Origin of the sequence: Lentibacillus saliphilus, assembly GCF_019093865.1 — a bacterium.
Taxonomy (GTDB): Bacteria; Bacillota; Bacilli; order Bacillales; family Amphibacillaceae; genus Lentibacillus_B; species Lentibacillus_B saliphilus.
The window spans coordinates 1-26,359 of sequence record NZ_JABJXD010000010.1 but is presented as its reverse complement, the minus strand read 5'-3'; the positions used below and the strand labels follow the sequence as shown (position 1 = coordinate 26,359).

Genomic DNA, 26,359 nt, shown 5'->3' with positions numbered 1-26,359 from the left:
AGGTGTGTACACGTGATTTCAATAAAAGGCTTAAGTAAGCACTTTACAACACGTGAAGGTGCGCTAAAAGCTGTAGATAATTTAACGCTAGATATTAAAGAAGGCGAGATTTTCGGTGTGATCGGCTATAGTGGTGCAGGAAAAAGTACTTTCGTCCGTTTGTTAAATCGCTTAGAGGAACCAACCGGTGGTCAAATTATTATCGATCAAGAAGATATAACGGCGATGAATGCCAAAGCGCTTCGCGTCGCAAGACAAGATATCGGGATGGTTTTTCAGCATTTTAATTTGTTATGGTCAAGAACAGTAGCTGAAAATATTGCTTTTCCACTCGAAATTGCTGGCTACCCTAAAGCGAAACGCGAGCAACGTGTTCAGGAATTGATTCGGCTCGTTGGATTAACTGGCCGTGAGGATGCTTACCCATCACAGTTAAGCGGTGGACAAAAGCAGCGTGTCGGAATTGCAAGAGCCTTGGCAAATGAACCGAAAGTGCTTCTCTGTGATGAGGCGACTTCCGCACTTGACCCAGAAACGACAGATGCCATTCTCGATTTATTGGTCGATATTAATCAAAAGCTCGGTTTAACGATTATTCTCATTACCCATGAGATGCATGTCATCCGTAAAATATGTAATCAAGTTGCTGTTATGGAGGCTGGAAAGGTTGTTGAACAGGGGGATGTGCTTGATGTCTTTCTCCATCCTAAGCAGGCCGTTACGAAACGGTTTGTCGCGCAAGTAATGGGTGAGGATGAAACAGATTCATATGAACAACTGGTAGGTGCTTACAAGGAAGGGACGTTAATGCGTCTCCAATTCGTCGGTGAAACGACTAATCAAGCGTTAATTAGTCAGTTGGCCAAGACATTCCCGATTGATATAAATATTTTACAAGGGAAGATTACACAAACAAAGCACGGGGCATATGGCACATTAATTGTCCAATTGCTAGGAGCAGACGATGATTTGCAGCGCGTTGTTCATTATATATCTGAAGAAACGTCTGTTGATATGGAGGTGATTGACGATGCTCACTGAATGGTTGCCAAATATAAAACTTGAAGATTTTTGGGAAGCGACAGAAGAGACTTTTTATATGACGAGTCTTGCGCTTGTCGGAACATTTATTCTCGGAACATTGCTCGGACTCCTGCTTTATCTTACGATGAAGGGTGGCATATGGCAAAACAAGGTGATCTACTCCGTAACTGCGGTGTTTGTGAATGTGTTTCGTGCAATCCCTTTTATCATATTAATTTTATTACTTTTTCCTTTTACCAATTTTTTAATGGGTACAATTCGTGGACCAAGCGCAGCATTGCCAGCACTGATCATCGGTGCAGCACCATTTTATGGACGCCTTGTTGAGATTGCTCTAAAAGAAGTCGATAAGGGCGTTGTTGAAGCTGCTCAAGCAATGGGCGCAAAAACAAGGACGATTATTTTACGAGTCCTGTTACCTGAAGCAATGCCGGCGCTCGTGTCAGGTTTAACAGTAACCGCCATCGCTTTGATCGGCTATACCGCCATGGCAGGTGTGATCGGGGCTGGTGGACTCGGTAACTATGCTTACTATTTCGGTTTTCAGCGCCGAGATTTTGATGTCGTATTAATATGTTCTATTGCGATCGTTGTCATCGTCTTTATTTTTCAATTTATCGGTGACTTTATATCCAATAAATTAGACAAGCGTTAATCGCTTGTCCTATACAAACTATCAAAAGGAGAGAAAACAAAATGAAAAAGCTTTTAGCCTTATTAAGTATCATTATTGTATTCGCGTTGACAGCCTGTGGTGGAAACAACAATAATGAAGCAGACGAGACAAATACAGGATCAGGGGACGACAATGAATTGGTTTCGATTAAAGTCGGGGCTTCAAGTGTGCCCCACGCTGAAATTCTTGAAGAAGCAAAGCCGTTACTTGAAGAAAAAGGGATAGAACTCATTATTGAGGAATATCAGGATTTCGTTATGCCAAACGATGCGCTCGCAGACGGTGAACTGGATGCGAACTATTTTCAACACATTCCATACCTTGAACAGACAGTTGCTGACACGGGCTATGATTTAGATTATATTTCAGGCATTCATATTGAACCTATGGGTATTTATTCAAAGGATTTCGCAAGTCTTGATGACATTCCCGAGGGAACCGAGGTTATTCTAAGTAACTCTGTTTCCGATCATCCTCGTGTGCTTGAGCTTTTTGAGGATGCTGGTTTAATCAAGCTTGATGATTCAGTTGCACAAGGCGAATTGACCTTTGATGATATTGTTGACAATCCGAAGAACCTGGCATTTGATCCTAATTTTGAACCTGCTTTTTTACCTGAATTATATCGGACAGAAGATGATGTCCTAACAGTCATTAATACAAACTATGCGATTCAAGCTGAATTAGATCCGCTCGAGGATGCATTGTTTGTGGAAGGCGATGAATCACGCTATGTGAATGTCATTGCAGTTCGTTCAGACGATATGGACAATGAGGCACTCCATACGTTAGTAGACGTCCTCCATTCTGATGAAATACAGACGTTTATTAATGAAAAGTATGAAGGTGCAATTGTTCCAGTTGATGACGCTGAATAAACTTTTTTACAAATCACGCGTAATGCAAAGAAACTGAGCGTTATTGAGGTTATATTTTGACATATCGTCGTTATGTTTCTGATAAACGAACTCAGTCCTTGTTATCGACTTTAATGCGATAATATCCATGTTGTGTCTCATCTTGGTCATATGTTAAAGTGTTTATTGACATAACATGAAAGGATGATTCACTATTCATAGTGACCTTAAAATCGATTATACGCCCGAAATGGAAAAAGCGATGCAGCAATCGCATAAAATGGGCTACGCGGAATACAGTCGGAAGCTGGAAAACCGCTTAACAGTTGAAAAAAGACGCCAACAGGATTATATGAAGAGTAAGTTTTTAGTGGCGGAAATGGAACATCAAGTATACAAATAATATATGCGAATTCATCAATATTGGTGCCCCTGATCATGAGGGGCACCATTTTAAATACATAGTATTTTTCCAGATCATAGGCGTCGTATTTGAGTGATTTTCTCATTAAACACATCAACATAGTAGAAAGTCAGTCACAAGTATACTACAATAGAAGTCAGAGTCGTAAAGGCTTAACGTGAAATGGTTGTATTTACATTTTATATGCTTTAAAATTGTAATGAGAATAAATTGAGAATGGACGGAGATGTTCGTTTTCAATAAAATAAATATAAGTATTTGGAGGTATCGACATGGCAGGATCAGTACTTGAAATTAAGAATCTTCATGTGTCTATTGAAGGTAATGAAATATTGAAAGGTGTAGACCTTACGATAAAGGGTGGAGAGTTTCATGCGGTCATGGGACCGAACGGAACAGGTAAGTCAACGCTTGCCTCCGCGATAATGGGACACCCTAAATATGAAATCACTGAAGGTAGCGTCCATTTAGATGGTGAAGATGTGCTTGAGATGGAAGTAGATGAGCGCGCGCGTGCAGGTCTGTTTTTAGGGATGCAATATCCAAGTGAAATAAGCGGCGTTACAACGTCTGATTTCTTGCGCTCTGCAATTAATGCCCGTCGTGAAGAAGGCGATGAAATCTCCCTCATGAAGTTTATTAAAGAAATGGATGAGGTGCTAGATTACCTTGAAATTGATAAAAATATGGCACAGCGTTATTTGAATGAAGGTTTTTCTGGTGGTGAGAAAAAGCGCAATGAAATTTTACAATTGATGCTGTTAAAGCCTGAAATTGCAATTCTCGATGAAATTGATTCGGGACTTGACATCGATGCTTTAAAGGTTGTATCTAAAGGGATTAATAAAATGCGTGACGACAATTTCGGTTGCTTAATTATCACACACTACCAGCGTCTCTTGAACTACATTACACCGGACTTCGTTCATGTTATGATGCAAGGCCGTGTCGTTAAATCAGGTGGACCTGAGCTCGCTCAGCGTTTGGAAGCTGAAGGCTACGAGTGGATTAAAGAAGAACTCGGTATTGAAGATGAAACTGTTGGGCAAAAAGCGTAAAGAAAAGGAGGGGTAATATGACGGTTGATACAAAACGTTTATACGATAAAACATATGTAGAACAATATTCTCAAGATAAACAAGAGCCTGAATGGATGACAGCGTTACGTCTTCGTGCCCTGGAACAAGCTGATGCGCTAGAATTGCCTAAGCCAGATAAGACGAATATAACGAGATGGAATTTCACACAATTCAAGCATACAGCGGAAGCAAAGCCAGAGCCAATCACATCGCTTAACGATCTACCTGAAGCACTTCAAGATTTTATTGATCAGGAAGATGTGACAGAAAATCTGTTGATTCAGCGCAACCAATCTGTGGCTTATGCGAGCATAAGTCAAGAATTAAAAGATAAAGGCGTTATTTTTACCGATATCTTTACTGCATTGCGGGATCATGAAGAGCTCGTTAAACGTTATTATATGAAAGATGCGGTTTCGATTGATGAACACCGTTTAACGGCATTACACGCTGCCTTAATGAATGGCGGCATATTTGTTTATGTTCCAAGAAATGTACAAATCGAAACACCGTTACAAACGATTTTTTGGCAAGAAGATCCTGAAGCAGCATTATTCAACCATGTTCTTGTCGTTGCGGATGAAAGTAGCTCATTGACGTATGTCGAAAACTACGTATCCAATAACGATGAACAACAAACAGTTGCTAATGTTGTTACAGAAGTCATCGCTCAAAATAATGCGAAGATCTCTTTCGGTGCGGTTGATCACTTTGCAGCTGGTACAACGACCTATATGAACCGTCGCGGTGTCGCTTATCGTGATGCAACGATCGACTGGGCACTCGGACAAATGAACGATGGACATACCGTATTTGAAAATGTGACCCATTTGGTTGGAGATAACTCAGCAACACATCCTAAAACAGTCACTGTTGGAAGTGGTAACCAAGTTGTGAACTTTACAACGAAGACGGTTCACAGTGGATTAGATACAGATGCGCACATATTGCAGCATGGTGTGATGAAAGATAAAGCAACATCCATCTTTAATGCCATCGGTAAGATTTATAACGGTGCCTCCCGTTCAAATGCTGAACAGGAATCTCGCGTTTTAATGTTAAGTGAAAAAGCACGTGGCGATGCAAACCCAATTTTATTAATCGATGAGAATGATGTCACTGCTGGTCACGCAGCATCTGTTGGCCGTGTAGATCCAATGCAGCTTTACTACTTGATGAGTCGCGGTGTTTCAAAGGAAGAAGCAGAAAGTCTCATTATCTTTGGATTCCTTGCACCAGTCGTAAATCTGTTGCCTATTGAATCTGTTAAAAAGCAGCTTACGCAAGTGATTGAAAGGAAGCTCTCTTAACATGAATGTGCACGAAATACGCCAGCAGTTTCCAATTCTTCAACAGAACGTGAATGGGCAGCCGCTCGTATATCTTGATTCATCGGCCACGTCACAGAAACCAATTCAGGTGATTGAAGCGGTCAATGCCTATTACCGCGAAGACAATGCCAATGTTCATAGAGGGGTCCATACGCTTGGATCCCGTGCCACAGAACAGTATGAAGGTGCTCGTGAAAAAGTACGCCGCTTCATTAACGCACCGAGTGCGGCCGAGGTTATTTTCACAAGAGGCACGACGACAGCTATTAATTTAGTAGCAACGAGCTATGCACGAACGAAGCTTGAACCTGGCGATGAAATTGTTATAAATGAAATGGAACACCATAGCAACATTATTCCGTGGCAGCAGGCTGCAAAGGCGACGGGTGCCACATTAAAATACATTCCATTGCAGGAAGACGGAACATTGTCAATGGAAAGTGTGCGCGAGACGATTACAGATCATACTAAAATTGTCGCTGTCACACATGTATCGAATGTTCTTGGAACGGTTAATCCTGTTCAAGAGATTGCAAAAGTCGCCCATGAGCATGGCGCTATCATGTTAGTTGACGGGGCTCAAGGTGCGCCACATATGCGTGTTGATGTTCAAAAGCTTGATGTTGACTTCTATGCATTTTCAGGTCATAAAATGTGTGCACCAACAGGTATCGGTGTCCTTTATGGCAAACGCGAGCTTTTGGATAATATGGAGCCGGTTGAATACGGTGGTGAAATGATTGATTTCGTTGATCTGTATGACTCCACATGGAAGGAGCTCCCTTGGAAGTTCGAAGGCGGTACACCAATTATCGGTGGTGCTATCGGACTTGCAGCGGCAATAGACTTTCTTGAAGACGTCGGTATGGATGCGATTCTCGATCATGAAAAAAAGCTGGCAGATTATGCAATGGAACGCATGACAGCATTTGACGGAATGGACATTTATGGACCGGAGGAAAGAGCTGCCCTCGTCACTTTTAATTTAAAAGGCGTCCATCCACACGATTTAGCTACGGTCCTTGATGCAGAGGGAATTGCTGTTCGAGCCGGTCATCATTGTGCCCAGCCGCTCATGAAATGGCTTAATGTAACAGCAACCGCCCGCGCAAGCTTTTACCTATACAACACTGAAGATGATGTTGATCGTTTGATTGATGGACTCTCTAAGACAAAGGAGTATTTCGGTGATGTCTTTTAATAACCTTGATACACTATACAGACAAGTGATACTTGATCATTATAAAAACCCACGTAACCGGGGCCAAGTTGAAGGAGATGCCTTAACTGTCGACATGAACAATCCGACGTGTGGTGATCGCATTCAACTGCAGCTCCAAGTTGAAGACGGATTGATCCAAGATGCCAAGTTCAATGGCGAAGGATGCTCCATAAGTATTTCTTCTGCATCAATGATGACACAGGCAATCAAGGGGAAAACTGTAGAACAGGCTTTGAGAATGTCAGAGTTGTTTTCGGATATGATGCTCGGTAAAGAGATAGACATGGATGCCATGTCACTAGAAGACATTGAAGCCTTACAAGGTGTATCCAAATTTCCTGCCCGCATTAAATGTGCGACACTAGGTTGGAAAGCGATGGAAAAAGGTGTTCATGATGATTCTGCTGCCAAGTAGCAGATCGGTACGGATCATTTTTAATAAGGAGGTTTTTATTCATGGCAAAAGAAATGCCAGAAATGGAAGAGTATAAGTATGGCTTTCATGACAAGGATGTTTCAGTCTTCCGTACAGAAAGAGGCTTAACGCGCACAGTCGTTGAAGAAATTTCTCGTCAAAAGGAAGAGCCAGAATGGATGCTGGAGCAACGTCTGAAAGCATTAGACATTTTTTATAGCAAACCAATGCCACAATGGGGTGGCGATCTCGCAGAGCTCAATTTCGATGAGATCATCTATTATGTCAAACCATCTGAAGCACAAGGGCGATCATGGGATGAAGTGCCTGAAGAAATTAAAAACACATTTGACGCACTTGGCATTCCAGAAGCCGAGCAAAAATACCTTGCCGGTGTGAGTGCTCAGTATGAATCAGAGGTTGTTTACCAAAGTCTTGAAAAAGACCTCGAGGAAATGGGGATCATTTTCAAGGATACAGACACAGCTTTAAGAGAACATGAAGAGCTGTTCAAAGAGTATTTCGGTAAAGTTATTCCTGCTGCCGATAACAAATTCTCAGCATTGAATACAGCTGTTTGGTCAGGTGGCTCGTTCATTTATGTACCAAAAGGCGTACAGACGACTGCCCCTTTACAAGCTTATTTCCGTATTAACTCGGAAAACATGGGACAGTTTGAACGTACACTGATTATCGTTGATGAAGGTGCTTCTGTTCATTATGTTGAAGGTTGTACTGCACCAGTTTACACGACCAACTCACTTCACAGTGCTGTCGTTGAAATCTTTGTTAAAAAAGATGCGTACTGCCGTTACACGACGATTCAGAACTGGGCGAACAACGTGTATAATTTGGTAACGAAGCGTGCAACATGTGATGCCAATGCAACGATGGAGTGGATTGACGGAAACATGGGCTCTAAGCTCACGATGAAATATCCAGCTGTGCTCCTTCGTGGCGAGGGTTCTCGCGGCACGACGATTTCGATCGCACTTGCCGGTAAAGGTCAGCACCAGGATGCCGGAGCGAAAATGCACCACTTGGCACCAAATACGTCATCGTCGATCGTGTCAAAATCCATCTCCAAGCAGGGTGGTAAAGTATCTTATCGCGGTATCGTGCATTTTGGACGTAAAGCGGACAACGCCCGTTCTAATATTGAGTGTGATACGCTGATTATGGATAATGAATCAACGTCAGACACCATTCCGTACAACGAGATTTACAATGATAACATTTCACTTGAGCATGAAGCGAAAGTGTCCAAAGTATCCGAAGAGCAGCTGTTCTATCTCATGAGCAGAGGCATCGGCGAACAAGAAGCAACAGACATGATCGTCATGGGCTTCATCGAACCATTTACGAAAGAACTCCCAATGGAATATGCCGTAGAAATGAACCGTTTGATTAAGCATGAGATGGAAGGTTCTATTGGTTAAAAACAAAACACCCTTGTCACAGCAACGTTTGTGACAAGGGTGTTTCTGTTTATTCATCTATAGTCATTAGACTTTTCCTGTTTGATATTTAAATGTGTAATATACGAGCGGTATCGCCATTAAAAGAGCTGCTAATATATAGAGATATGATAGTCCATAAACCCCTAAAAGAATTGCAACTAAGAGTAGAAAGGGTGCAATTCGATTCTTTGCTAACTGGAAGGAAGCAATAATTGCAATAATGCCTCCTAAAATCCCTAATAAACCAAAGTTACCAAACGTATAAGAATCATCCACGACTGCAAATAGCATCGCAACTAAAGAAAAAAACACACCTAAAAGACCGCCAAGCATAGCTGTGATTTTCATCATTTACCCTCCTATATTAAAATTGTTTAAACATATCGTCTAAGAACATGACGACGATGATGTCATTTATCAAAACCGCCCAAAACCATTTATTTCTATGCTTTCTCATTGTGTAGGATGCTTGGATTTTTTTCTATGATGATCAATGAGAGCATTTTTAACATTTACGATAAGCCAACTCCTAACATAGTTTAAGGATATTCTTTTCCCCAGCACCTTAATACACAAGAATAAGATAATGACCTTAATTCTATACCTATAAGTCTGATTATAATTATTATATAGATTTTTACAAAAACAATAAAGCGTGATAAAATTTAATTGTGTGTGATCAACCTAATGAGCAAGGCAGCTTGAAATTTTGGTGCTGAGGAGGGATAGTTATGAAAAAAATAATGAAAGTGTTTATTGTACTTTTGTTAATGGTGGGGTTAGGTTATGGAATATCACGTGCAAATTCTCCTTCTGCAGACGACTCGAAGCTTAATACCTTTGTCATAAACACCGGGGTTAATGAAGCTGGTGATGCTGCTATGAAAATTTCCTTTACGATTGACTTAGATCAACAGCCGATTTTCTCAAAACAACATCACGTTAATATGCAGTGGAATACAGGGTGGAAGTTAGAGTCTTATTTTATAAAAGAGAATGGAAAAAACGTAGGGAGCGACGTAACAGTATCACCTTTTAATTACAGTGGACATATGAATTTACCGATAAATACTCAAAAACATATTGATGAAAATGGAGTAATCGAAGGATATGTGGTGTTAACCTCTGAGAACGAAAAAATGATTAAAAAACAACTTATGTCCAGCATAACTGTTGATTTTTATTATCAAAGCTTAGTTAAAGATTTTAAACTAAATGATTCCATTGGCTGGTCAAATGCCGAGTCCTTGAATAGAAATTGATTGTATTGATTGAATTTAACATGAGCCCCCTTGTCACAGCAGATATTGTGACAAGGGGATTTTCATAGGGAAATGTCACATGTACCCGTCTGAGGATTAATAAACGAGACCTAAATAGATTTATTTGGAAATTTCTTTCCGGCCATCGTGACCATTCCAATGATCATTGACCAAAAACGAAGAAGTTGATGAAGTGGCTCATTCATGGCTCTCACTTTTGCATAAAGTAGTTTGAAAGGAGAGATCAAATGATGTCAAAGGTGAAAAACAAGTACTCTATTGAACGTCGGTATATTACGAATGCGATTGCACGTCCTCAGGTTAAAAATTTAGGGGTTGAATTCATCGTTGCCCACGAAACTGCCAACAATCAGGCTGATGCAAATGCGCATTATAACTATTTTAATACGATTACATTCAGTGCATCAGCGCATACATTTATAGATGACACGACCATACTCGAAATCATCCCACTCGATGAAAAAGCATGGCATGTTCGTTATGATACGCCTATCGATAATCGATTGTATGGCGATGATGCCAATGATGTGGCAATAGGAACAGAATTGTGTCGTACAGGAAGCTTTAATCAGGCTTATGACAGATATATTTGGTATCATGCGTATTTATGTAAAACGTTCAGATTAAATCCTATGCGGCACATCGTTGCCCACTCTACTTTGGATCCAAGTAGAAGAAGCGACCCAGAAAGCTGGTTAGAGCCGAATGGTGTAAGCTGGGAACAGTTTATCAATGATGTAAAGCGGTATTATGATGATTGGGATACAGAGTTTGATAATGATGTTTATATCGTTAAGTCGGGTGATACCCTTTGGAGCATTGCGGAGGACAATGACATGACCGTCGATGAATTGAAAGCACTAAATAATTTAAATGATCATCTTATTTACCCTGGTGATCAGTTGGTGCTCAATCCATTTAGTACAGGGAAACCTAAAGCGAATCTCAAGGTTGACGGTTATCTCGGGCCAAATACGATCAAAGCGTTACAGCGCTACTTTGGTACACCAGTCGATGGTTATTTTTCCAAGCCTTCACTGGTCATAAAAGCGATGCAAGAATGGCTTGGTACACCAGTAGACGGTTATATTAGCGAGCCAAGATCACTTATGGTTGAAGCGTTACAAAGACGTTTCGGTACACCGGTGGATGGCTTTATAAGCAAACCTTCATTGGTCATTAAAGAACTGCAAAGACGGCTTAATCGGGGGGAATTGTAAAATCTAAAGGAACTACTTTTCTACTGGAAAATATATAATTGACGTAATGGTTAAGGATTTTTATTACGAATTTAACATCCGGTTGAAAGTGTTCTAACTTGATGAACAGATTGAGGCTGAAATGAGTATGGATGAGTTTAGCTTATTTGGAGTGTATCTGATAAAAAGATACGCTCTTAAATTTATGTCATGTAACCCCACTTGGAGTGCAAGACGAGTATTAAATGGTGTATAGTAATAAATACATGGCGTTGATGCGCTGGTTACAACATGAGAGATTGAAGGGATTATATTGGTTTACATCATTTGTATTTTAATTGGCATCGCAACAGCTTTTGTTGGTAGTCTGATCGGACTTGGCGGCGGTGTTGTACTCGTTCCAACGATGCTTATTTTGTATCAGTATTCAGAAGCTTTTGGCTGGGCAACCCCACAGACGATTGTCGGGATTTCGCTCGTTACAATGGTCTTTACGGGTCTATCTTCAACGTTAGCTTACTATAAAAAAGGCCGTGTCGACACAAAAACGGGTACGTTGTTTTTATTCGGTAGCATTCCAGGCGGGATTATTGGGTCATGGCTCAATCAATTTATCGACGCTGATAGCTTTTCATTATACTTCGGCTTGTTAATGATTGGGTTGTCGATGCTATTTCTTATTAAACGGAAAGAGCCAGATGACAGCTTATCAGAGACGGATCAACACGTTAGGACGTTTCATGTAAACGGTCAAGTGTATCGCTATCGCGTTTCTGTTTGGCTGGCATTTTTTCTCGCCTTAGGTGTTGGAATGATGTCTGGTTTGTTCGGTATTGGTGGCGGATCAATTATGGTACCAGCAATGATTCTATTGTTCGGTATACCTGCTCATATTGCTGCACCGACATCGATGTTTATGATTTTCTTTTCAAGTATTATTAGCTCAAGCACTCATATTGCTTTAGGGCACATTGCTTGGGAGTACGTGTTTTTCTTTATTCCAGGCGCTTATATCGGTGGAACGCTCGGTGCTAAAGTGAATCAAATGCTTAAAGGAAATACACTGGAATTGATTTTGCGTATCGTACTTGTATTAATCGGTATTCGACTTATTTTCTCTAGCCTTTTTTAAAGTTGTGAAACATAATAAGTCATGTAGGCATTTTTGAACAAGCTTGATTAAAGGAGCCATTTACATGGAGGAAACAATTCATATTTATTATACTAATGACCTGCATAGCCATTTTGGTTATTGGCCGCAGGTTGTTGGATTTTTAAAGGAAAAACAAGCTGAAAACAATATAGCAGGAAAGACGTCCTGGCGCGTGGACATTGGTGATCATGTTGATCGCGTGCATCCTGTAGCTGAGGCATTCATGGGGAAAGCGAATGTTCAGCTTTTAAATGAAGCGGGTTATGATGTCGTAACGCTAGGTAATAACGAAGGCATTACGGTCTCGCATGACGATCTGCATGATTTATATGCCGATGCGAACTTCAGCGTTGTATGTGCCAATTTATCGAGCACAAGGCAATTATCTCCTTCATGGCTACAAACAACGGTTCAAAAACAATCGATTCATGGCGTTAAAGTTGGGTTTATTGGATTAACCGCTCCATTTAATGATTATTATGAGCTATTGGATTGGTATGTCGCCCCTCCATATGAAACGCTCGATACACAGATCCATCAGCTGAAGCAATCGTGTGACATCATCGTGCTTCTGTCTCATCTCGGAATTAATGATGATCAAGAAATCGCCAGACGCTATCCTGATATCGATGTGATTATTGGCGGGCATACACATCATTTGTTACGGACGGGTGAGACGATAAACGAGACGATATTGACAGCAGCAGGAAAGCATTGCCGTTTTGTCGGTGAGGTTATTTTAACGTGGGATCATGAGACGAAACAATTGGTTAACAAAGAAGCCTATACGACAGACATCACCCATATGGCAAAGGATATGCAAACGGCCAATACGCTTCACTTATTGGAGGATGATGCACATAGAAAGCTATCTGTCACTGTAGGGTATGTATCAACGCCTTTAACTGCGCGCTGGTTTCGACATACAGATTTGATGCAAAAGCTAACAGATACGATGTTATTGTGGACAAAGGCCGACTGTGCCATGTTGAATGCCGGTTTAATTGTTGATGATCTACCGGGGGGAGCCATTACATATGGTGATATCCATCGAGTCTGTCCCCATCCGATTAATCCATGTGTTGTTGAATTAACTGGAGCTGAGCTATTGGAAGTTGTTCGGGTATCATTAACAAAAGAATTTATGGAAATAAAACTGAAAGGGTTCGGCTTTCGGGGAGAGGTGATCGGCAGAATGATTTTTTCTGGCATTGACGTTGTTACAGACGTACGTGATGATGGGGAAGAAGTTGTTCAAGGCGTAACGATGAACGGTCATCCGCTTGAACGTGATACGGTTTATCGTTTGGCAACGGCTGACACATTTACTTTTGGAAGACTTCTACCCGAAATTGCCAAATCCGAGTATAAAGCTTTTTTCTTACCGGAGTTCTTGCGAGATTTGCTCGTTAAGTCAATTCAAGATGATCAATAAGAGGTATCATTATAGGGTGTTTATTTTCGAGCTGTGACATCTGGCAATGCCTTTGCATACACTGCTATGTACATGAAAAAGGAGGCGTGCAATGAAATGATCACAGTTAATCCTCTTGAAATTGATGGCTTGGTTTTCACTGCGATTCGAGTTGAGCTGCCAAAGACAAATTTACTCATCATTACGAATGAGGTCGGTTACGTGATGTGTGGCGCTTTAGATGTAGGGGTCTTTAATCATTTGCTTGCAGATCGGAAAGTGATTGCTGCACGCGCACTTGGTGTAAGGACCATTGATGACTTATTGGAAGCACCACTCGAAAGTATTACAGATGCGTCAAAGGCGTATGGATGGGAGCTAGGGATGCCGGTAAAGGAAGCACTTTTAAAAATCGCTTAATGACAGGTGATTGATATTCAATTCAATTAAAAGCAATTCTAACCCGCTTAAAACAAGCATAGGCTGTTTTGAGGGGGTTTTTTGTTATGCGATTTCAATATAGAAAGCCTATAAAACCAAGACGCACACCGCCTCCGGTGAAACAAATTATACTAATTACATGTATCATATTTACGCTAATGGTTTATGGCAGTATTGAACTGATTGATAAAGGAATTGAACCGACCTTAATGGATATTGCAACGGTCAAAACAGAAGAATTTGCGACTCGTGCAATTAATACAGCTGTTCGATTCGCTGAAGACTATGAATTTGAGGACGTATCAACGGTGAGCTACGATAATGAAGGCAATGTCGCAACGTTTAACTGGAACTCAGCTGTTATAAGTGAAATTAATCGTGTCGCTACTGATCGTGTCGAAGAGTTTTTCCGTAGTATGAATCGCGGTAAAGTGCCATCTTATGAAGAATCCTTGGAGGACCCACCAGATTTTGGTGATGGAGCAGAAGATCTAGCCGAAAAAGATATGACAGTTGTAGAAATTCCACTTGGTCAGGCGACTGGGAATACGATCCTTGCCAATCTTGGGCCCAAAATTCCGGTTAATCTAGATTTTGTCGGCAGTGTTCACACAGATGTTGTCCGAGATAGTCAGCCATTTGGTATCAATGGTACATTTTATTCAATTTATTTAATTGTTGAGGCGGACGTCCAGGTTGTCATTCCTTTTACGACGGAGGTTGCAAGAGTAGAAACACGTATTGATATTGATTCAGGTGTAATTATGGGCGATATACCAGATTTTTATGGCAATGGTAATGATCCATCAATATCTGTTCCTAAAGAGTCCATTACTGGCGATTAATCGTTCACTATTGAAAGCGAATTCTAAACTTATGGAAAATATTACCTATACAAAATAATATTAAAATTACTTTGACATCCGCCTAAAGTCACGTTATAATCTAGTTTAATATCTGAAAACAACAAAGATTAAAAGTAAGGTCAATACACTGTCATTGGTGGTGCGGCCAAAAAGGAGGAGGAATTTTCATGGAGACACGTTCGCAATGGGGAACGCGAGCAGGCTTTATTTTAGCAGCAATGGGATCGGCCATTGGTCTAGGGAATATTTGGCGATTTCCAGCAACTGCTTATGAAAATGGTGGGGGCGCATTTTTTATCCCATACTTAATTGCACTTCTAACAGCGGGTATCCCTATCTTAATTATGGAATTCACGATGGGGCATAAGTATCGAGGTTCTGCACCTTTAACATTCAGGAAAGTAAACAAGAAATCTGAAGTTGTCGGTTGGTGGGCCGTCATGGTTGCGTTTGTTATTTCCACCTATTACTCAGTTATTATTGCCTGGGCAATATCATATTCAGTCTTTTCGATTAACTTATCTTGGGGAGATGACACGGGTAGTTTTCTCATCGGAGATTATTTACAGAGGACTGTTGATCCAGGGCAAACAGGGAGCTTTGTGCCAGGCGTATTAATCCCATTAATAATTGTCTGGGTTCTCGTTCTTGGTATTTTGTTCCGTGGTGTTAAAAAAGGGATTGAAGTGGCGAACCGAATATTTATTCCTGCACTTGCAGTCATCTTTTTAATTATCGTTATTCGGGCAGTCACATTACCAGGTGCGATGGAAGGTCTTGAGGCGTTCTTCAAGCCCGATTTCTCGCAAATATTGAACCCACAGGTTTGGGTGGCGGCATATGGTCAAATATTCTTCAGTTTGTCAATTGCATTTGCAATTATGATTACGTACTCAAGTTACTTACCGAAGAAATCGGATATCACAAATAATGCGTTTATTACAGGCTTTGGAAATTCAAGTTTTGAACTCCTAGCTGGTATCGGTGTATTCGGTATTTTAGGGTATATGGCTTCAACGACAGGTCAAACAATAGATAGTGTCGTTCAAGGTGGCGTTGGTCTGGCATTCATTGCGTTTCCAGAAATTATTAACAATTTCCCGGCGTTTAACGAGTTATTTGGCTTTTTATTCTTTGCGTGTCTCGTGTTAGCAGGGCTGACCTCACTTATGTCAATTATCGAAACGTACATCGCTGGCCTTTCCGAGAAGTTTAATATTTCACGTGGAAAAGCAGTCTTGTTCGGTGGGGGAACAGCAGCAGTGATCTCACTCTTATTCGCAACACAAGGTGGGCTCTTCTTCCTGGATTCAGCTGATTACTTTATTAACCAATTTGGTGTGGCTCTACTAGGACTTGTTGAAGTTGTCTTACTCGTATGGGTGTTTCGTAAGCTTAAAGGCTTGCGTACACACGCGGATGACGTGTCTGATATTCGTCTTGGGTCATGGTGGACGATCAGCCTTGGTGTCATTACCCCGGTCGTTCTCGGATATATGATGTTTATGCTTTTGAAAACAAACATCTTGAAACAGCATACGAATTCAGACGGTGAAGTCATTGGTAACTATGAAGGCTATCCAGATATGTTCATTTATTTCGGAGGGTGGGGCGTTGCGATTGGGGCTCTCGTCTTTGGTATTTTATTGACACTGCCTCGTTGGAAAGGACCTCATGCCCAAGAAACATCATATGAGTCTGAGACGAAGGAGGCCAAATAAATGGAAAGCTGGATTGTAGTTGCGGTACTAGGAGTGGTCATCATTTGGGGCGGCTTCGCGACTAGTATTTTATACGCGGTCAAGAAAAGTAAACAGTAAATCAGATATATCTATTAAAAAACAGGGCTTGATTGAACAGCAATCAGGCCCTGTTTCATTGATTACTTTTTGGACATCCGTTCCCATTTTCTTAAGTAAGGATATGGATCAAATGACCATTCACTATAGCCATTGTCCTTGTACATACCATAATGCAGATGCGGTGGAAACTTACCAGATGTGCCCGGTGGTCCATAACCTGTTGAGCCAACACTACCAATGCGGTCACCTGGCTTCACAATTGTACCTACTTCAATACCATCCTCATAGCCACTCATATGAGCGTAGTAATGATAGATGTTATGAATGTCGCGAATGCCGATCCGCCAGCCACCATATAAATTCCAGCCTTTCATTTCGACAACACCATATGTTGTTGACTTTACAGGCACACCGTAATCAGCAAATATATCTGTCCCTTCATGGATACGGAGGCCACCAAAGCCGCGTCTGTCTCCCCATGTGCTTCGATAGCTGTAATTATAATTCGTTGCAACTGGGAAATCACGATCGGTTAATTCAATCGTTTTAAAAGACTTAAACACGTTTGCGGTATTTTTGATCGTTTGTACGGTTAAATCACGTTGATAGTAATGCCACAATGCTATGTTAATATCCTCTTCTCTTGGGCCTTGTTCCATAAGGAATGTTGCCATTGTGTATAGTGCGTCTTCTGGGTTGTTTGGGTCTGCCAACCCATCACCATTCCCATCCCTTCCTTTCCCATCAAATAGTGCGATAGAGGCGGTATGTTTTGACTGAGTAACATTGCCAGCCCCATACCAAATGTGTGGATCAATATCGATGGAAACGATCGTATCATCAGGGACATCTTTTTTTATATTACGTTCAAACTGATCGACAGCAGCTAAATAATACCATGGTACAAGCGTCAAAGCTTCGGTTTTTTTATAAAGGGCCAACCGTTTATCCCAAATACTCGTGCTATCGTCTTCTTCTGCATATACTGTAATAGATAATGACAGTACGATTATGATACTAAAGACAAGCTGGATGCTGTGTTTTTTACTGAACAATGCTCTTCACTCCGTACGTTTGTGTCATGAGTCTTTAAATTCTTGAGATGTATAAACAAACACCTCATTCAATATGCGTTACAGTTAGTGTGGATGATCAAGCTGTTTTCATACACGAAAATTTAATGCAGTCTTTTGGAAAACGTGATAGACTAAGACTAGAATAAAGTGGGGTGACGATCATGATTGAAATGAATGGTAAAACCTACGAAGTGATTAAAGATGTCCGGGACGGTTTTGACGAAGACGCATTTAAGGAAAAGTATAGCGATATTTTAGCTAAATACGATTATATTGTCGGCGATTGGGGATATGAACAGCTACGCTTAAAGGGCTTTTACCATGACCGCAATCAAAAAGCCAATTACGAATCAAAAATTAGTGCACTTGAAGACTACATATACGAATACTGTAATTTTGGATGTGCACACTTCGTTTTGAAAAAAATCGATAAGTAAAAGCAGTAGCGAAAAAAATCGCTACTGCTTTATTCATATCTGCTCATCTGTTTCATCATGAAGGGGGTGAGCGCCAGGTGCTTGTCGTGGTAAATCATCGTGCTGTTCCTTGTCAGCATAAGTGAATGCGCTTTGCCGATATTGGCCATCCTCCCATGGTGTTGACTTACTTTTGACAGGTTCATCCTGTTCAATAGGTGATCCGAAAGCCCCTTCTGGAAACTCTTCAGGAATGAGTGCATCGCGCGTCTTTTTAACATTGGCAAAATCGGAATACCGATCATGAGAGCGTTTATTCATGTTAAATCATCCTTTTCTGTCTAGTCTCAACAGACAAGGATGATTTTATCCTATTTTTAATACGTTATTTGATCACGATCTCCTTATCATAATGGTTACATCTTTCATAACCACCCCATGCCTTTTCTATAATTTCACCAAGCTTAAACAATGCATCTTCATTGCCATTTTTGCTCATAAGCTGAATGGCAATAGGCATGCCAGCTTCATCCTGCCCAACAGGAACGACTAAAGCAGGTAGACCCCATACGTTGGCATATGCTGTAAACGGCATATATTTCCGAAATGATTTCTTAATTGAAAATATCTCCTTATAGACCGTGCCATGCTCTGGTGCCCCACGGTGATAAACTGGTGATATCAGAATACGATTGTTAAAATAGCTGTCCAGCTGTTGGTCTCCCTCACGTAAGATATGTGCAATATCCATTTGTCTTTTCATAGACGGCTTAAACAGTTGCGCACCAATTAACGCCCATGATAAATAGGTGTGATGGTTCGTTTTGTGTGTGATGCTTTCTTGTATGTATGCTTTCCATGGTGACAATCGATCACTTGGGAAGGCTTCTTTCTTAATTGAAGCTGCACCGTCAATAGACATAATTTCCTGCCATAACTGCGCACTGCTGTCCCAAAAGGGCGGTGTCGCAAAGGTCGTTAAAAAGCTCTCACCAAGATGGTGTTGAATTTGTTTCATGAGCTGTTGACCAGACGCATCCAGCGGATTATCTCCATCTGGTGTGATGACATCAATGTTGAACGGTTCGATATTCTGTTCACTTTGCTTAGACCCTGACATGATGCTATACAACAAACGCATGTCTCGAACAGATTTCCCCATTGGTCCTATGCCAAGCATTCTATGCTGAAGTGAATTTGTGACAGTTGGGAAATGACCTGCATCGCTGACCTGATTGCGCCCAGGTTTAAAGCCGATAACCCCATTAAAATGTGCTGGGAAACGGATAGAACCCCCAATATCAGAGCCAACACCTACAGCTGCCCCACCGACACTTAACAGCGCACCTTCACCTCCACTTGATCCACCAGCTGTACAAGCAAGGTCCCACGGATTATTTGTTTTCCCATATAATTTATTATCTGTTTCCTGACAAAAGCATAGTGTAGGTGTATTTGTTTTACCGAGTATGATTGCCCCTGCTTCTTTAAGGCGTGTAATGACGTCAGCGTCCTTTTTGACCATTAGATCCTGGCGGTGAAGCAAGCCTCCCGTTGTTTTCATTCCTTGAACATCGTAAGATTCCTTAACACTGATTGGAACGCCATGTAGTGGACCAATTTCCTTATTTTCGGCGATTTGCTGATCCGCTCGTTCTGCCTCGCGTAATGCATTATGGAAACGGTCCTCAACGACAGCATTGACTGCTGGATTCACGTGCTTAATATGCTCAATAAATTGGGTTACAAGGTATGTACTTGTATAGTCCCCTTGTTTAATTGCTTTTGACAAATAAGTTGCATCTCTTGAATAAATTTTATGGTTAATCATCTATGGAAAACTCCTTCCGATTATTCTGATAACATTCAAATATCGCCATTATAACATTCACAATATAAATATATTTAAAAATGATTAATAAGACCTAAGTTTATATTGGGATTTATCTTGTCTATAGGACTAAATGAGGTGATTTCCGTCACATTTCCGTCACATTTTTACCCCGGGAAGTATTATTGCAAAAACATAAATTGGTAATTTTTTACTATTAATTTTACGAACGTGATTTGACAGAAAGTTAATATATGTAAAAATAGGGTACGTGTAAGTACGTATTTTTTTAAAAAGAAAGAAACTGAAGAGAGGGCTACTGAGATGCTTGAATCAAAACGAAGAGCTATCATCTTTTTTGTTATAGCAATAATTCTAGCAGCGATATCAGGCTATTTAGTCTTGAATAAGGTTAAAACCTTAAATGCGGATTTAGGTACAATGGTCAACATTTATGTGGCGAGTAAAGATGTGTCGTCAAGAGCCATTATAACACCTGATGACGTTATGATTGAAGAGATACCAAAGAAATATGTCAGAGACGAATACATAACAGACCCAGAATTTTTCATGAATAAGGTCTCTGTTGTTCCTCTATCAGAGGGAGACATCATGACTAAAAACATATTAAAAGAAGCCTCTTCTGTTACAGAAGCGAACAATCGTTTGATTTCCATTTTAAGATCGGATCGGGTTTTTTTCGATGAACCGTTGACAGCTCTAGATCGGGTTGATTTGATCGTGTCGCGTAACGTTGATGGGGAAATTGTAACTGAGGTATTTATGGAAGATGTCAAGGTAGCGCGAATTGCTAAAAATGATGGCGATTTCTCAGGCGTACAACTTGAGGTCACCTTTGAAGAGGCACCAGAGCTCATTCATATGCACCATTATGCTGAGCGTTTTCGAGTCGTTAAAGCAAATGTTGGCCAGGACAATCGTCCAACAAATATAGAAAACGAGCAATCAACTGAGGCAGAAGCGACGGATGACGCAGAAGATAAGGATGAGACGAATGGCTCCCGCGAAAAAAAATCATCTGAGCAAGTCGAAGAAGAGACGTCTGAGGAAAGTGACGAGATAGAGGATGCGGACTCGGACTCGGACGAAAATCAAGAAGATCAAAACGAATAATATTTAACTGTAACCTACAAGATTTTGTTGGAGGAAGCCAATGAAAAAAATGACTGATATACACGTATTAGGAAATAACAAAGCTTTATTTTCAGTCGTCAAAACGGCCATCGGCGATGATTTTCAGCTTAAGCATGTTGTGCCAGGAGATCTGAAAAAAGAAACAGTTCACCTGATATTTATTCTCAAAACGGAGCGTGAATCTCCGCTTGACTTGGCACAATATATCCTGTCTGAGCACCCGAATGCGTCTGTTGTATTTATTAACGACAGCCCAAATTTTGAGTTGCTGCGTGACTTAACGCGAGTAGGTGTGACAGATTTCTTTGTCCTACCTGATGAAGAGTGGTTATTTTCCGAGCGTATTAAAGCACTTGTGGAAACAAAGCTGATCACCAAAGAAAAGGCAGCAACGACGGAAGGTTTTAAACGTGGTGGTGGAAAAGTCTTTACGTTCTACAGTGGTAAAGGTGGCACTGGCAAGTCGCTTATTAGCTCAACATTTGCTCAGACACTAAAAGTAGAATCAACCGCAAAGGTATTATTTATTGATTTAAACATGCAATATGGCGGTGCTGAGACGTTTCTCGGTATCGACAGTGAACGTTCCATGATTGATTTGATACCAGTCATAGAAGAATTAAATGAACATCATATTCGTAATGTGTCTGAGACAATGGAACCATCTGGTCTCGACGTGCTTGTGAGTCCACGTGATGCTGAGATGGCAGAAAAGATTGATGACACATTTATCATGCGGCTCATTAGAGCGAGTAAGCGAAGCTATGATTTTATCATTATTGATGCCCCTTCAAACCTTGACGTTAAAACATTCACAGCACTAGAAGAATCAGATCGTATTTATTACTTAATGATTCTTGAAACGATTTCAATTCGAGTACTCAAAGGGGTTGAGACGTTATTGAAACAGCTCGGCATTCATCCAGAAGAGCAGCTTGAACTGATTGTTAACCTTAAAGGTAAGGACAATGAATTATCAAAAAAAGACATCGAGCGTTTCGTTACCTATCCCATTGCTTATGAAATAAGAAGGGATTTAAAAGGTGTGCAGGCACATATGAATAAAGGGGAGCCACTTAGAAAAGAGCCACAGGAAAAGAAGCTCACCCCCGTTGCAAAAGATATTCAAAAGTGGGTACGTTCTATGCTGAAATAATCACTTTTACAAAGAGATAGATAAAGGCAGGTGAGGAGATTTGGCACTTTTTCAACGCAGGGCTGGCAATCAGGAAAGACAACAGTCCGACTTTCAGATCAACAATACATATATTGATAACCTCGTAGAGCACTATAAGTCGCGACTATTAACTGAGGTCAACCTTGAACAAATTACGAGTTTGCCTGAAGCAGATAAAAAGCTCACCATTGAACGGTTTATTAACCAGTTTATGGCTGAAGAAAAGGTCGTTATTCCTAAGCATGATAAAGATGCGTTACTCTCTATGCTCATTGATGAAAGTGTTGGCTTCGGACCGCTTGAACCACTACTCAAGGATGATGACATTACAGAAATACTTGTGAACGGTCCACGTGAAATTTATATAGAGAAACGTGGTAGGTTAGAGCGTTCTGATGTCGCGTTTAAAGACGAGGCTCATGTCAGACATATTGTTGATAGAGTTGTTGCTCCTTTAGGGCGTCGTATTGACGAAAGCTCACCCATGGTTGATGCACGTCTCCCAGATGGCAGTAGGGTAAACGCAGTGATTTCACCGATCAGCCTCGGCGGAACGATCATCTCAATCCGGAAATTCCGAAAAACCCCTTATGAAATGATGGATTTAAAGGGCTTCGGTACGTTTACAGAAGAAATGTCAACGTTTATGCAAGCATTGGTTGAAACGAAGCTGAATGTATTAATTTCAGGAGGGACCGGTAGTGGAAAAACAACACTGCTTAACGCACTTGCTAAAGCCATTCCACATTCCGAAAGACTTGTGACCATTGAGGACTCTGCTGAATTGAAATTCGACCGTTCGAATGTTGTAGGCCTTGAAGCACGTCCACCAAACGTGGAAGGTGAAGGTGAGGTTACAATCAGACAGCTTGTCAAGAACGCGTTAAGAATGCGACCAGATAGAATAATTGTTGGTGAGGTAAGGGGCGCAGAAGCGTTCGATATGCTTCAAGCAATGAATACTGGCCATGAAGGCTCATTGACTACTGTCCATGCGAATACACCGAGAGATGCGATTAACAGGGTAGAGGGTATGGTTGTCATGGCAGGCATGGATTTACCAACACATATTATTCGAGAATACATTGTAGGTGCACTTGATTATATCGTTCAAGTTCAACGATTAACCGATGGTACTAGAAAAGTAACGAACATATCCGAGGTCGCGATTAACGAAGCAGGCAAGATTGAAGTGAGAGATATTTTCTACTTTAAGCGGACTGCGATGGATGAGGACGGGACCATACGCGGTTATTATACACCAACTGGTTTAGTTCCAACATGCTTGTCACACCTTAACGTATTCGGAATATCATTTCCAAAAAAATATTTCGAACCAAAGGGGGATATTTCTGATGAATCTCGCCGTGTCTATACTTTATAGTCTTGCTGTCTTATCCCTTTTGTTCTGTCTTTATTTTTATCTCGGTTACCGTAACCATCGCAAGGAATGGACACAGCAAGTTAGAAAATGGTATCCCGAAGAAAAAAGGAAAAGCATTATTAGTAAGTGGGGGGACCGATTTGATGAACGGGAGAGCACCCAAAAATTACGCAACAAGCTTCAAGCCGCGAATTTGGGACTACTACCTTCAGAGTATGTCGGGGTTCTCCTACTTGGCTATCTCATCATGTTCGTAGCCTTCTCCACGATCTTCAACATGTCTACGAACTTGAGCGTATTGCTCCCGCTCGGGATGGTCATCGTCTCACACTATCTATTATTCTACTTCCGGAAAAACAACTATGAAAAAAGATTCAATGAACAATTGGCAGAAATTTGCCGGCTGCTCGCTAACTCAGCTCGATCAGGTCTGACGATCAATCAGGGGATCGATATGATCGCTCGAGAAGTATCTGCCCCCGCAGGTACAGAATTCAATCGCATATCAAATGAATTAAAGCTAGGTGTGTCACTAGAAGCGGCCTTAAGGTCTATTCAGAAACGAAATAAATCGCGTGAGTTCAATTTATTTATCGCAACATTACTCATCCAGAAAAAAACAGGCGGTAACTTGGCGACAACCCTCGATACAATGGCACAAACATTTGAAGACCGTAAAGTCATTAGGCAAACAATTAAAACGATGACATCAGAACAACGCTTTGTATCATTCATTGTCCCAGCCCTGCCAATCTTTTTATTGCTCATCATGAACAATGTTATTGATGGCTTTATTGATCCACTATGGTCAGGCTTTGGAATTGTGATCTTAATCTTGTTTCTTGGTGTCATTACGTTATCATTCTTACTCATTAGAAAAATAACAGATATAAAGGTGTAGAGCTATGGATGCGCTCATTATTCTTTCAATTATCGCTTTTTGGTTTTGTATCATTTTATTTTTAAAGCATTATTGGTCTTTTCTTCAGGAAAAGAGAGCTGTTTTAGAGCACGTGTCTGACGTGACAGAGATTGACCCATTTGAAAAGAAGCTTAAAAAACGCGATAGACGTGCAGAGGCTTTTCAAAAGATCACAACTTATGCAGATGACTTCGCAGATCTCGGTCAACGCATCAACTTTTTCAGTGAAAATCATGACGTCGAAGAATGGCTTAGAAAATCGGGTAACCCACTTAAGCTAACGGTTGAACGATTCCAAGGTTTGAAAATCTTTTTGTTCCTTGTCGGTGCTTTTATTGGAGCGCTCGCTCTGGTCATCGGGTTCCCGTTTGGACAATATATACTTACCTTTGGCCCATTATTGGGATACTTCCTACCAATCATCATAGTTCGTAGCGAAGCGAAAAAGCGCCAGGACAAACTGCGTAGTGATTTACCCGACTTCTTAGACACAGTTAGCACGAGTGTTCAGGCAGGCGTAAGTCTTGATCATGCCTTAAAGGAGGTGATTCGTCACTTTGAAGGCCCGATTCGTGAAGAATTTTCCCGATTCAACCATGAGATAGAATTGGGTGTTCCGAGGGAAAGAGCTTATCGGGAATTATTGCGGCGAAATGATAATCAGGAATTCCAAACGTTAATCAAAGCCCTTATTCAAGGAATGAGTCTCGGTGTCCCAATTGCAACGACATTTAAGATTCAAGCAGAGGATATGAGGCAGATTCAAGAGGAACAGGTCAAGGAACTAGCGGCAAAAGCATCGCCAAAAGTCACACTTGTTACAACGTTTTTAATCGCGCCTGTGTCCATATTGATGATCGCTGGACTAATGATCATGAATATGCTAATGGGCGACAATAGTATTTTCAATATGTTTTAAAAAATAGGAGGAATAATAATGAAAATGATGACAGGTTTATATGCAAAAATGATGAATAAGGTGTCTGCGTGGAAGCAAGAAGAAAGAGGTTCACAGACGCTGGAATGGTTAGGAATTGCCGCTGTTATTGTGATTATTGTGGGGATTGTATCTAATGCGTTTGATGAGGAGTTAGGTAAAAAAATTGGTGATAAATTCAATGAGCTTATTGATAAAATAGGTAGTGGTGAAGGTGGTGGTGAATGAGGGGCTATCACCTCTATATCTATCTCGAATTAAACTATATAGCATAGGAGCTTGTCTATGAAAGTAAAATTTACAATTATCTACTTTGTTTTGATACTCTTCCTTATCGGTTGTTCAAATGAAGACCAACCTAAAGATACGTCGCAACAACCGGATGAAGACCAAGCAGAAAGACAAGATGAAACTGAAAATGAAGAGCCTGAAAAATACGAAGATCAGGAAGATGAGAAAGAAGTATATCAATCACCAATTGATAATACAATTCCAGAGGTGCCAGAAGACACAGCGGGTTTTATTCAGCAAGTTGCGGGTTCCTATTCGGGCGTTAATGTATATAAGGATAACATAGTTGATCAAGTAAAAAGTGATATTAATAAATTGAGTCCTTTACCCAAAGATGCAACAGATGAACAGTTAGACGACTAGTATCGATATTTGTATTCACTTGTAGCAGAAGATTTCCCTGACCCACAAGACACTATAAAGAAATGGGAATTCGGGTCATTCGGAGATCCAGATTTACCGGATTCCCGATATCACTTTAAGGAAAACTACAACATCGAAGTG

Annotated in this window: 28 protein-coding genes and 1 pseudogene; 25 read left to right on the top strand and 4 right to left on the bottom strand. The window is 40.8% G+C overall.

From position 1 onward, the window contains the following. Positions 1–12: 12 nt before the first annotated feature. From HPC67_RS13290 to sufB, 9 genes are all read left to right on the top strand, one after another. Positions 13–1,041, top strand: coding sequence for a methionine ABC transporter ATP-binding protein (locus HPC67_RS13290; protein ID WP_217588675.1), 1,029 nt, complete (start codon positions 13–15; stop codon positions 1,039–1,041). Further along, positions 1,031–1,699 (top strand): methionine ABC transporter permease, encoded by a 669-nt coding sequence (locus HPC67_RS13285; protein WP_217588674.1) that lies wholly within the window; start codon positions 1,031–1,033, stop codon positions 1,697–1,699. The genes HPC67_RS13290 and HPC67_RS13285 overlap by 11 nt, the downstream gene beginning before the upstream one ends. A gap of 41 nt (positions 1,700–1,740) precedes the next feature. Continuing rightward, complete coding sequence (locus HPC67_RS13280) at positions 1,741–2,598, top strand: MetQ/NlpA family ABC transporter substrate-binding protein (protein ID WP_217588673.1); 858 nt, start codon at positions 1,741–1,743, stop codon at positions 2,596–2,598. A 229-nt stretch (positions 2,599–2,827) separates the two neighbouring features. After that, on the top strand, positions 2,828–2,980 hold the full coding sequence (locus tag HPC67_RS16040; RefSeq protein ID WP_484984253.1) for a YuzK family famiily protein: 153 nt from the start codon (positions 2,828–2,830) through the stop codon (positions 2,978–2,980). Positions 2,981–3,273: 293 nt separating this feature from the next. Continuing rightward, entirely contained in the window at positions 3,274–4,059 is a 786-nt protein-coding gene (gene sufC, locus HPC67_RS13275; RefSeq protein WP_217588672.1) for a Fe-S cluster assembly ATPase SufC, read from the top strand. 17 nt (positions 4,060–4,076) lie between these two features. Further along, a complete protein-coding gene (gene sufD, locus HPC67_RS13270; protein WP_217588669.1) occupies positions 4,077–5,390 on the top strand; it encodes a Fe-S cluster assembly protein SufD in 1,314 nt (437 codons plus the stop codon). Between the two features lies 1 nt (position 5,391). Continuing rightward, positions 5,392–6,612, top strand: coding sequence for a cysteine desulfurase (locus HPC67_RS13265; RefSeq protein WP_217588668.1), 1,221 nt, complete (start codon positions 5,392–5,394; stop codon positions 6,610–6,612). Further along, positions 6,602–7,048, top strand: a complete 447-nt coding sequence (gene sufU, locus HPC67_RS13260) for a Fe-S cluster assembly sulfur transfer protein SufU (protein ID WP_217588667.1) — start codon at positions 6,602–6,604, stop codon at positions 7,046–7,048. Before HPC67_RS13265 ends, sufU begins: the two co-directional genes overlap by 11 nt. A gap of 41 nt (positions 7,049–7,089) precedes the next feature. After that, the gene (gene sufB / locus HPC67_RS13255) at positions 7,090–8,487 is read left to right on the top strand and encodes a Fe-S cluster assembly protein SufB (protein ID WP_217588665.1); all 1,398 of its coding nucleotides are present in this window, start codon (positions 7,090–7,092) and stop codon (positions 8,485–8,487) included. A 66-nt stretch (positions 8,488–8,553) separates the two neighbouring features. On the opposite strand, the gene HPC67_RS13250 is transcribed toward sufB, so the two are convergent. Continuing rightward, positions 8,554–8,856 carry a hypothetical protein gene (locus tag HPC67_RS13250; RefSeq protein ID WP_217588664.1) on the bottom strand — a complete coding sequence of 101 codons (303 nt, stop codon included), beginning with the start codon at positions 8,854–8,856 and terminating at the stop codon, positions 8,554–8,556. Positions 8,857–9,239: 383 nt separating this feature from the next. Between HPC67_RS13250 and HPC67_RS13245 the strand changes: the two genes are divergently transcribed. The 8 genes and pseudogenes from HPC67_RS13245 (at position 9,240) to HPC67_RS13210 (ending at position 16,684) form a co-directional block, all read left to right on the top strand. After that, on the top strand, positions 9,240–9,770 hold the full coding sequence (locus HPC67_RS13245) for a hypothetical protein (protein ID WP_217588662.1): 531 nt from the start codon (positions 9,240–9,242) through the stop codon (positions 9,768–9,770). 251 nt (positions 9,771–10,021) lie between these two features. Next, positions 10,022–10,543, top strand: a pseudogene (locus tag HPC67_RS16025) (peptidoglycan recognition protein family protein); the annotation flags it as partial. 760 nt (positions 10,544–11,303) lie between these two features. After that, on the top strand, positions 11,304–12,122 hold the full coding sequence (locus HPC67_RS13235; protein ID WP_217588660.1) for a sulfite exporter TauE/SafE family protein: 819 nt from the start codon (positions 11,304–11,306) through the stop codon (positions 12,120–12,122). Positions 12,123–12,186: 64 nt separating this feature from the next. Further along, the gene (locus HPC67_RS13230) at positions 12,187–13,578 is read left to right on the top strand and encodes a bifunctional metallophosphatase/5'-nucleotidase (protein ID WP_217588659.1); all 1,392 of its coding nucleotides are present in this window, start codon (positions 12,187–12,189) and stop codon (positions 13,576–13,578) included. A 96-nt stretch (positions 13,579–13,674) separates the two neighbouring features. After that, positions 13,675–13,977, top strand: a complete 303-nt coding sequence (locus tag HPC67_RS13225) for a YunC family protein (protein WP_217588657.1) — start codon at positions 13,675–13,677, stop codon at positions 13,975–13,977. Between the two features lie 86 nt (positions 13,978–14,063). Beyond that, a complete protein-coding gene (gene yunB / locus HPC67_RS13220; protein ID WP_217588656.1) occupies positions 14,064–14,843 on the top strand; it encodes a sporulation protein YunB in 780 nt (259 codons plus the stop codon). A 188-nt stretch (positions 14,844–15,031) separates the two neighbouring features. Beyond that, positions 15,032–16,585 (top strand): sodium-dependent transporter, encoded by a 1,554-nt coding sequence (locus HPC67_RS13215; RefSeq protein ID WP_217588655.1) that lies wholly within the window; start codon positions 15,032–15,034, stop codon positions 16,583–16,585. Further along, complete coding sequence (locus tag HPC67_RS13210) at positions 16,586–16,684, top strand: MetS family NSS transporter small subunit (protein WP_217588654.1); 99 nt, start codon at positions 16,586–16,588, stop codon at positions 16,682–16,684. Between the two features lie 62 nt (positions 16,685–16,746). Here HPC67_RS13210 and HPC67_RS13205 read toward each other — a convergent pair whose 3' ends face one another. Further along, positions 16,747–17,721, bottom strand: a complete 975-nt coding sequence (locus tag HPC67_RS13205; protein ID WP_281417531.1) for a M23 family metallopeptidase — start codon at positions 17,719–17,721, stop codon at positions 16,747–16,749. A gap of 182 nt (positions 17,722–17,903) precedes the next feature. Between HPC67_RS13205 and HPC67_RS13200 the strand changes: the two genes are divergently transcribed. Further along, positions 17,904–18,179 (top strand): YutD family protein, encoded by a 276-nt coding sequence (locus tag HPC67_RS13200; protein ID WP_217588653.1) that lies wholly within the window; start codon positions 17,904–17,906, stop codon positions 18,177–18,179. Between the two features lie 33 nt (positions 18,180–18,212). Here the strand turns inward: HPC67_RS13200 and HPC67_RS13195 are convergent, their stop codons facing one another. Both HPC67_RS13195 and HPC67_RS13190 read right to left on the bottom strand, forming a co-directional pair. Continuing rightward, the gene (locus HPC67_RS13195; RefSeq protein WP_217588652.1) at positions 18,213–18,479 is read right to left on the bottom strand and encodes a hypothetical protein; all 267 of its coding nucleotides are present in this window, start codon (positions 18,477–18,479) and stop codon (positions 18,213–18,215) included. Positions 18,480–18,543: 64 nt separating this feature from the next. Beyond that, entirely contained in the window at positions 18,544–19,989 is a 1,446-nt protein-coding gene (locus HPC67_RS13190; RefSeq protein ID WP_217588651.1) for an amidase, read from the bottom strand. Positions 19,990–20,313: 324 nt separating this feature from the next. Between HPC67_RS13190 and HPC67_RS13185 the strand changes: the two genes are divergently transcribed. The 7 genes from HPC67_RS13185 to HPC67_RS13155 are packed head-to-tail and all read left to right on the top strand — an operon-like array spanning position 20,314 to position 26,218. Next, entirely contained in the window at positions 20,314–21,123 is an 810-nt protein-coding gene (locus tag HPC67_RS13185; RefSeq protein ID WP_217588650.1) for a flagella basal body P-ring formation protein FlgA, read from the top strand. 40 nt (positions 21,124–21,163) lie between these two features. Then, complete coding sequence (locus HPC67_RS13180; RefSeq protein WP_217588648.1) at positions 21,164–22,300, top strand: CpaE/TadZ family protein; 1,137 nt, start codon at positions 21,164–21,166, stop codon at positions 22,298–22,300. A 40-nt stretch (positions 22,301–22,340) separates the two neighbouring features. Then, complete coding sequence (locus HPC67_RS13175) at positions 22,341–23,705, top strand: TadA family conjugal transfer-associated ATPase (protein WP_217588647.1); 1,365 nt, start codon at positions 22,341–22,343, stop codon at positions 23,703–23,705. After that, entirely contained in the window at positions 23,677–24,606 is a 930-nt protein-coding gene (locus HPC67_RS13170) for a type II secretion system F family protein (RefSeq protein ID WP_217588646.1), read from the top strand. Before HPC67_RS13175 ends, HPC67_RS13170 begins: the two co-directional genes overlap by 29 nt. A 4-nt stretch (positions 24,607–24,610) precedes the next feature. After that, positions 24,611–25,546, top strand: coding sequence for a type II secretion system F family protein (locus HPC67_RS13165; RefSeq protein WP_217588645.1), 936 nt, complete (start codon positions 24,611–24,613; stop codon positions 25,544–25,546). An 18-nt stretch (positions 25,547–25,564) separates the two neighbouring features. Then, complete coding sequence (locus HPC67_RS13160; protein ID WP_217588644.1) at positions 25,565–25,792, top strand: hypothetical protein; 228 nt, start codon at positions 25,565–25,567, stop codon at positions 25,790–25,792. 57 nt (positions 25,793–25,849) lie between these two features. After that, positions 25,850–26,218: a hypothetical protein gene (locus HPC67_RS13155; RefSeq protein WP_217588643.1), complete on the top strand. Its 369-nt coding sequence runs from the start codon at positions 25,850–25,852 to the stop codon at positions 26,216–26,218. Positions 26,219–26,359: the final 141 nt, after the last annotated feature.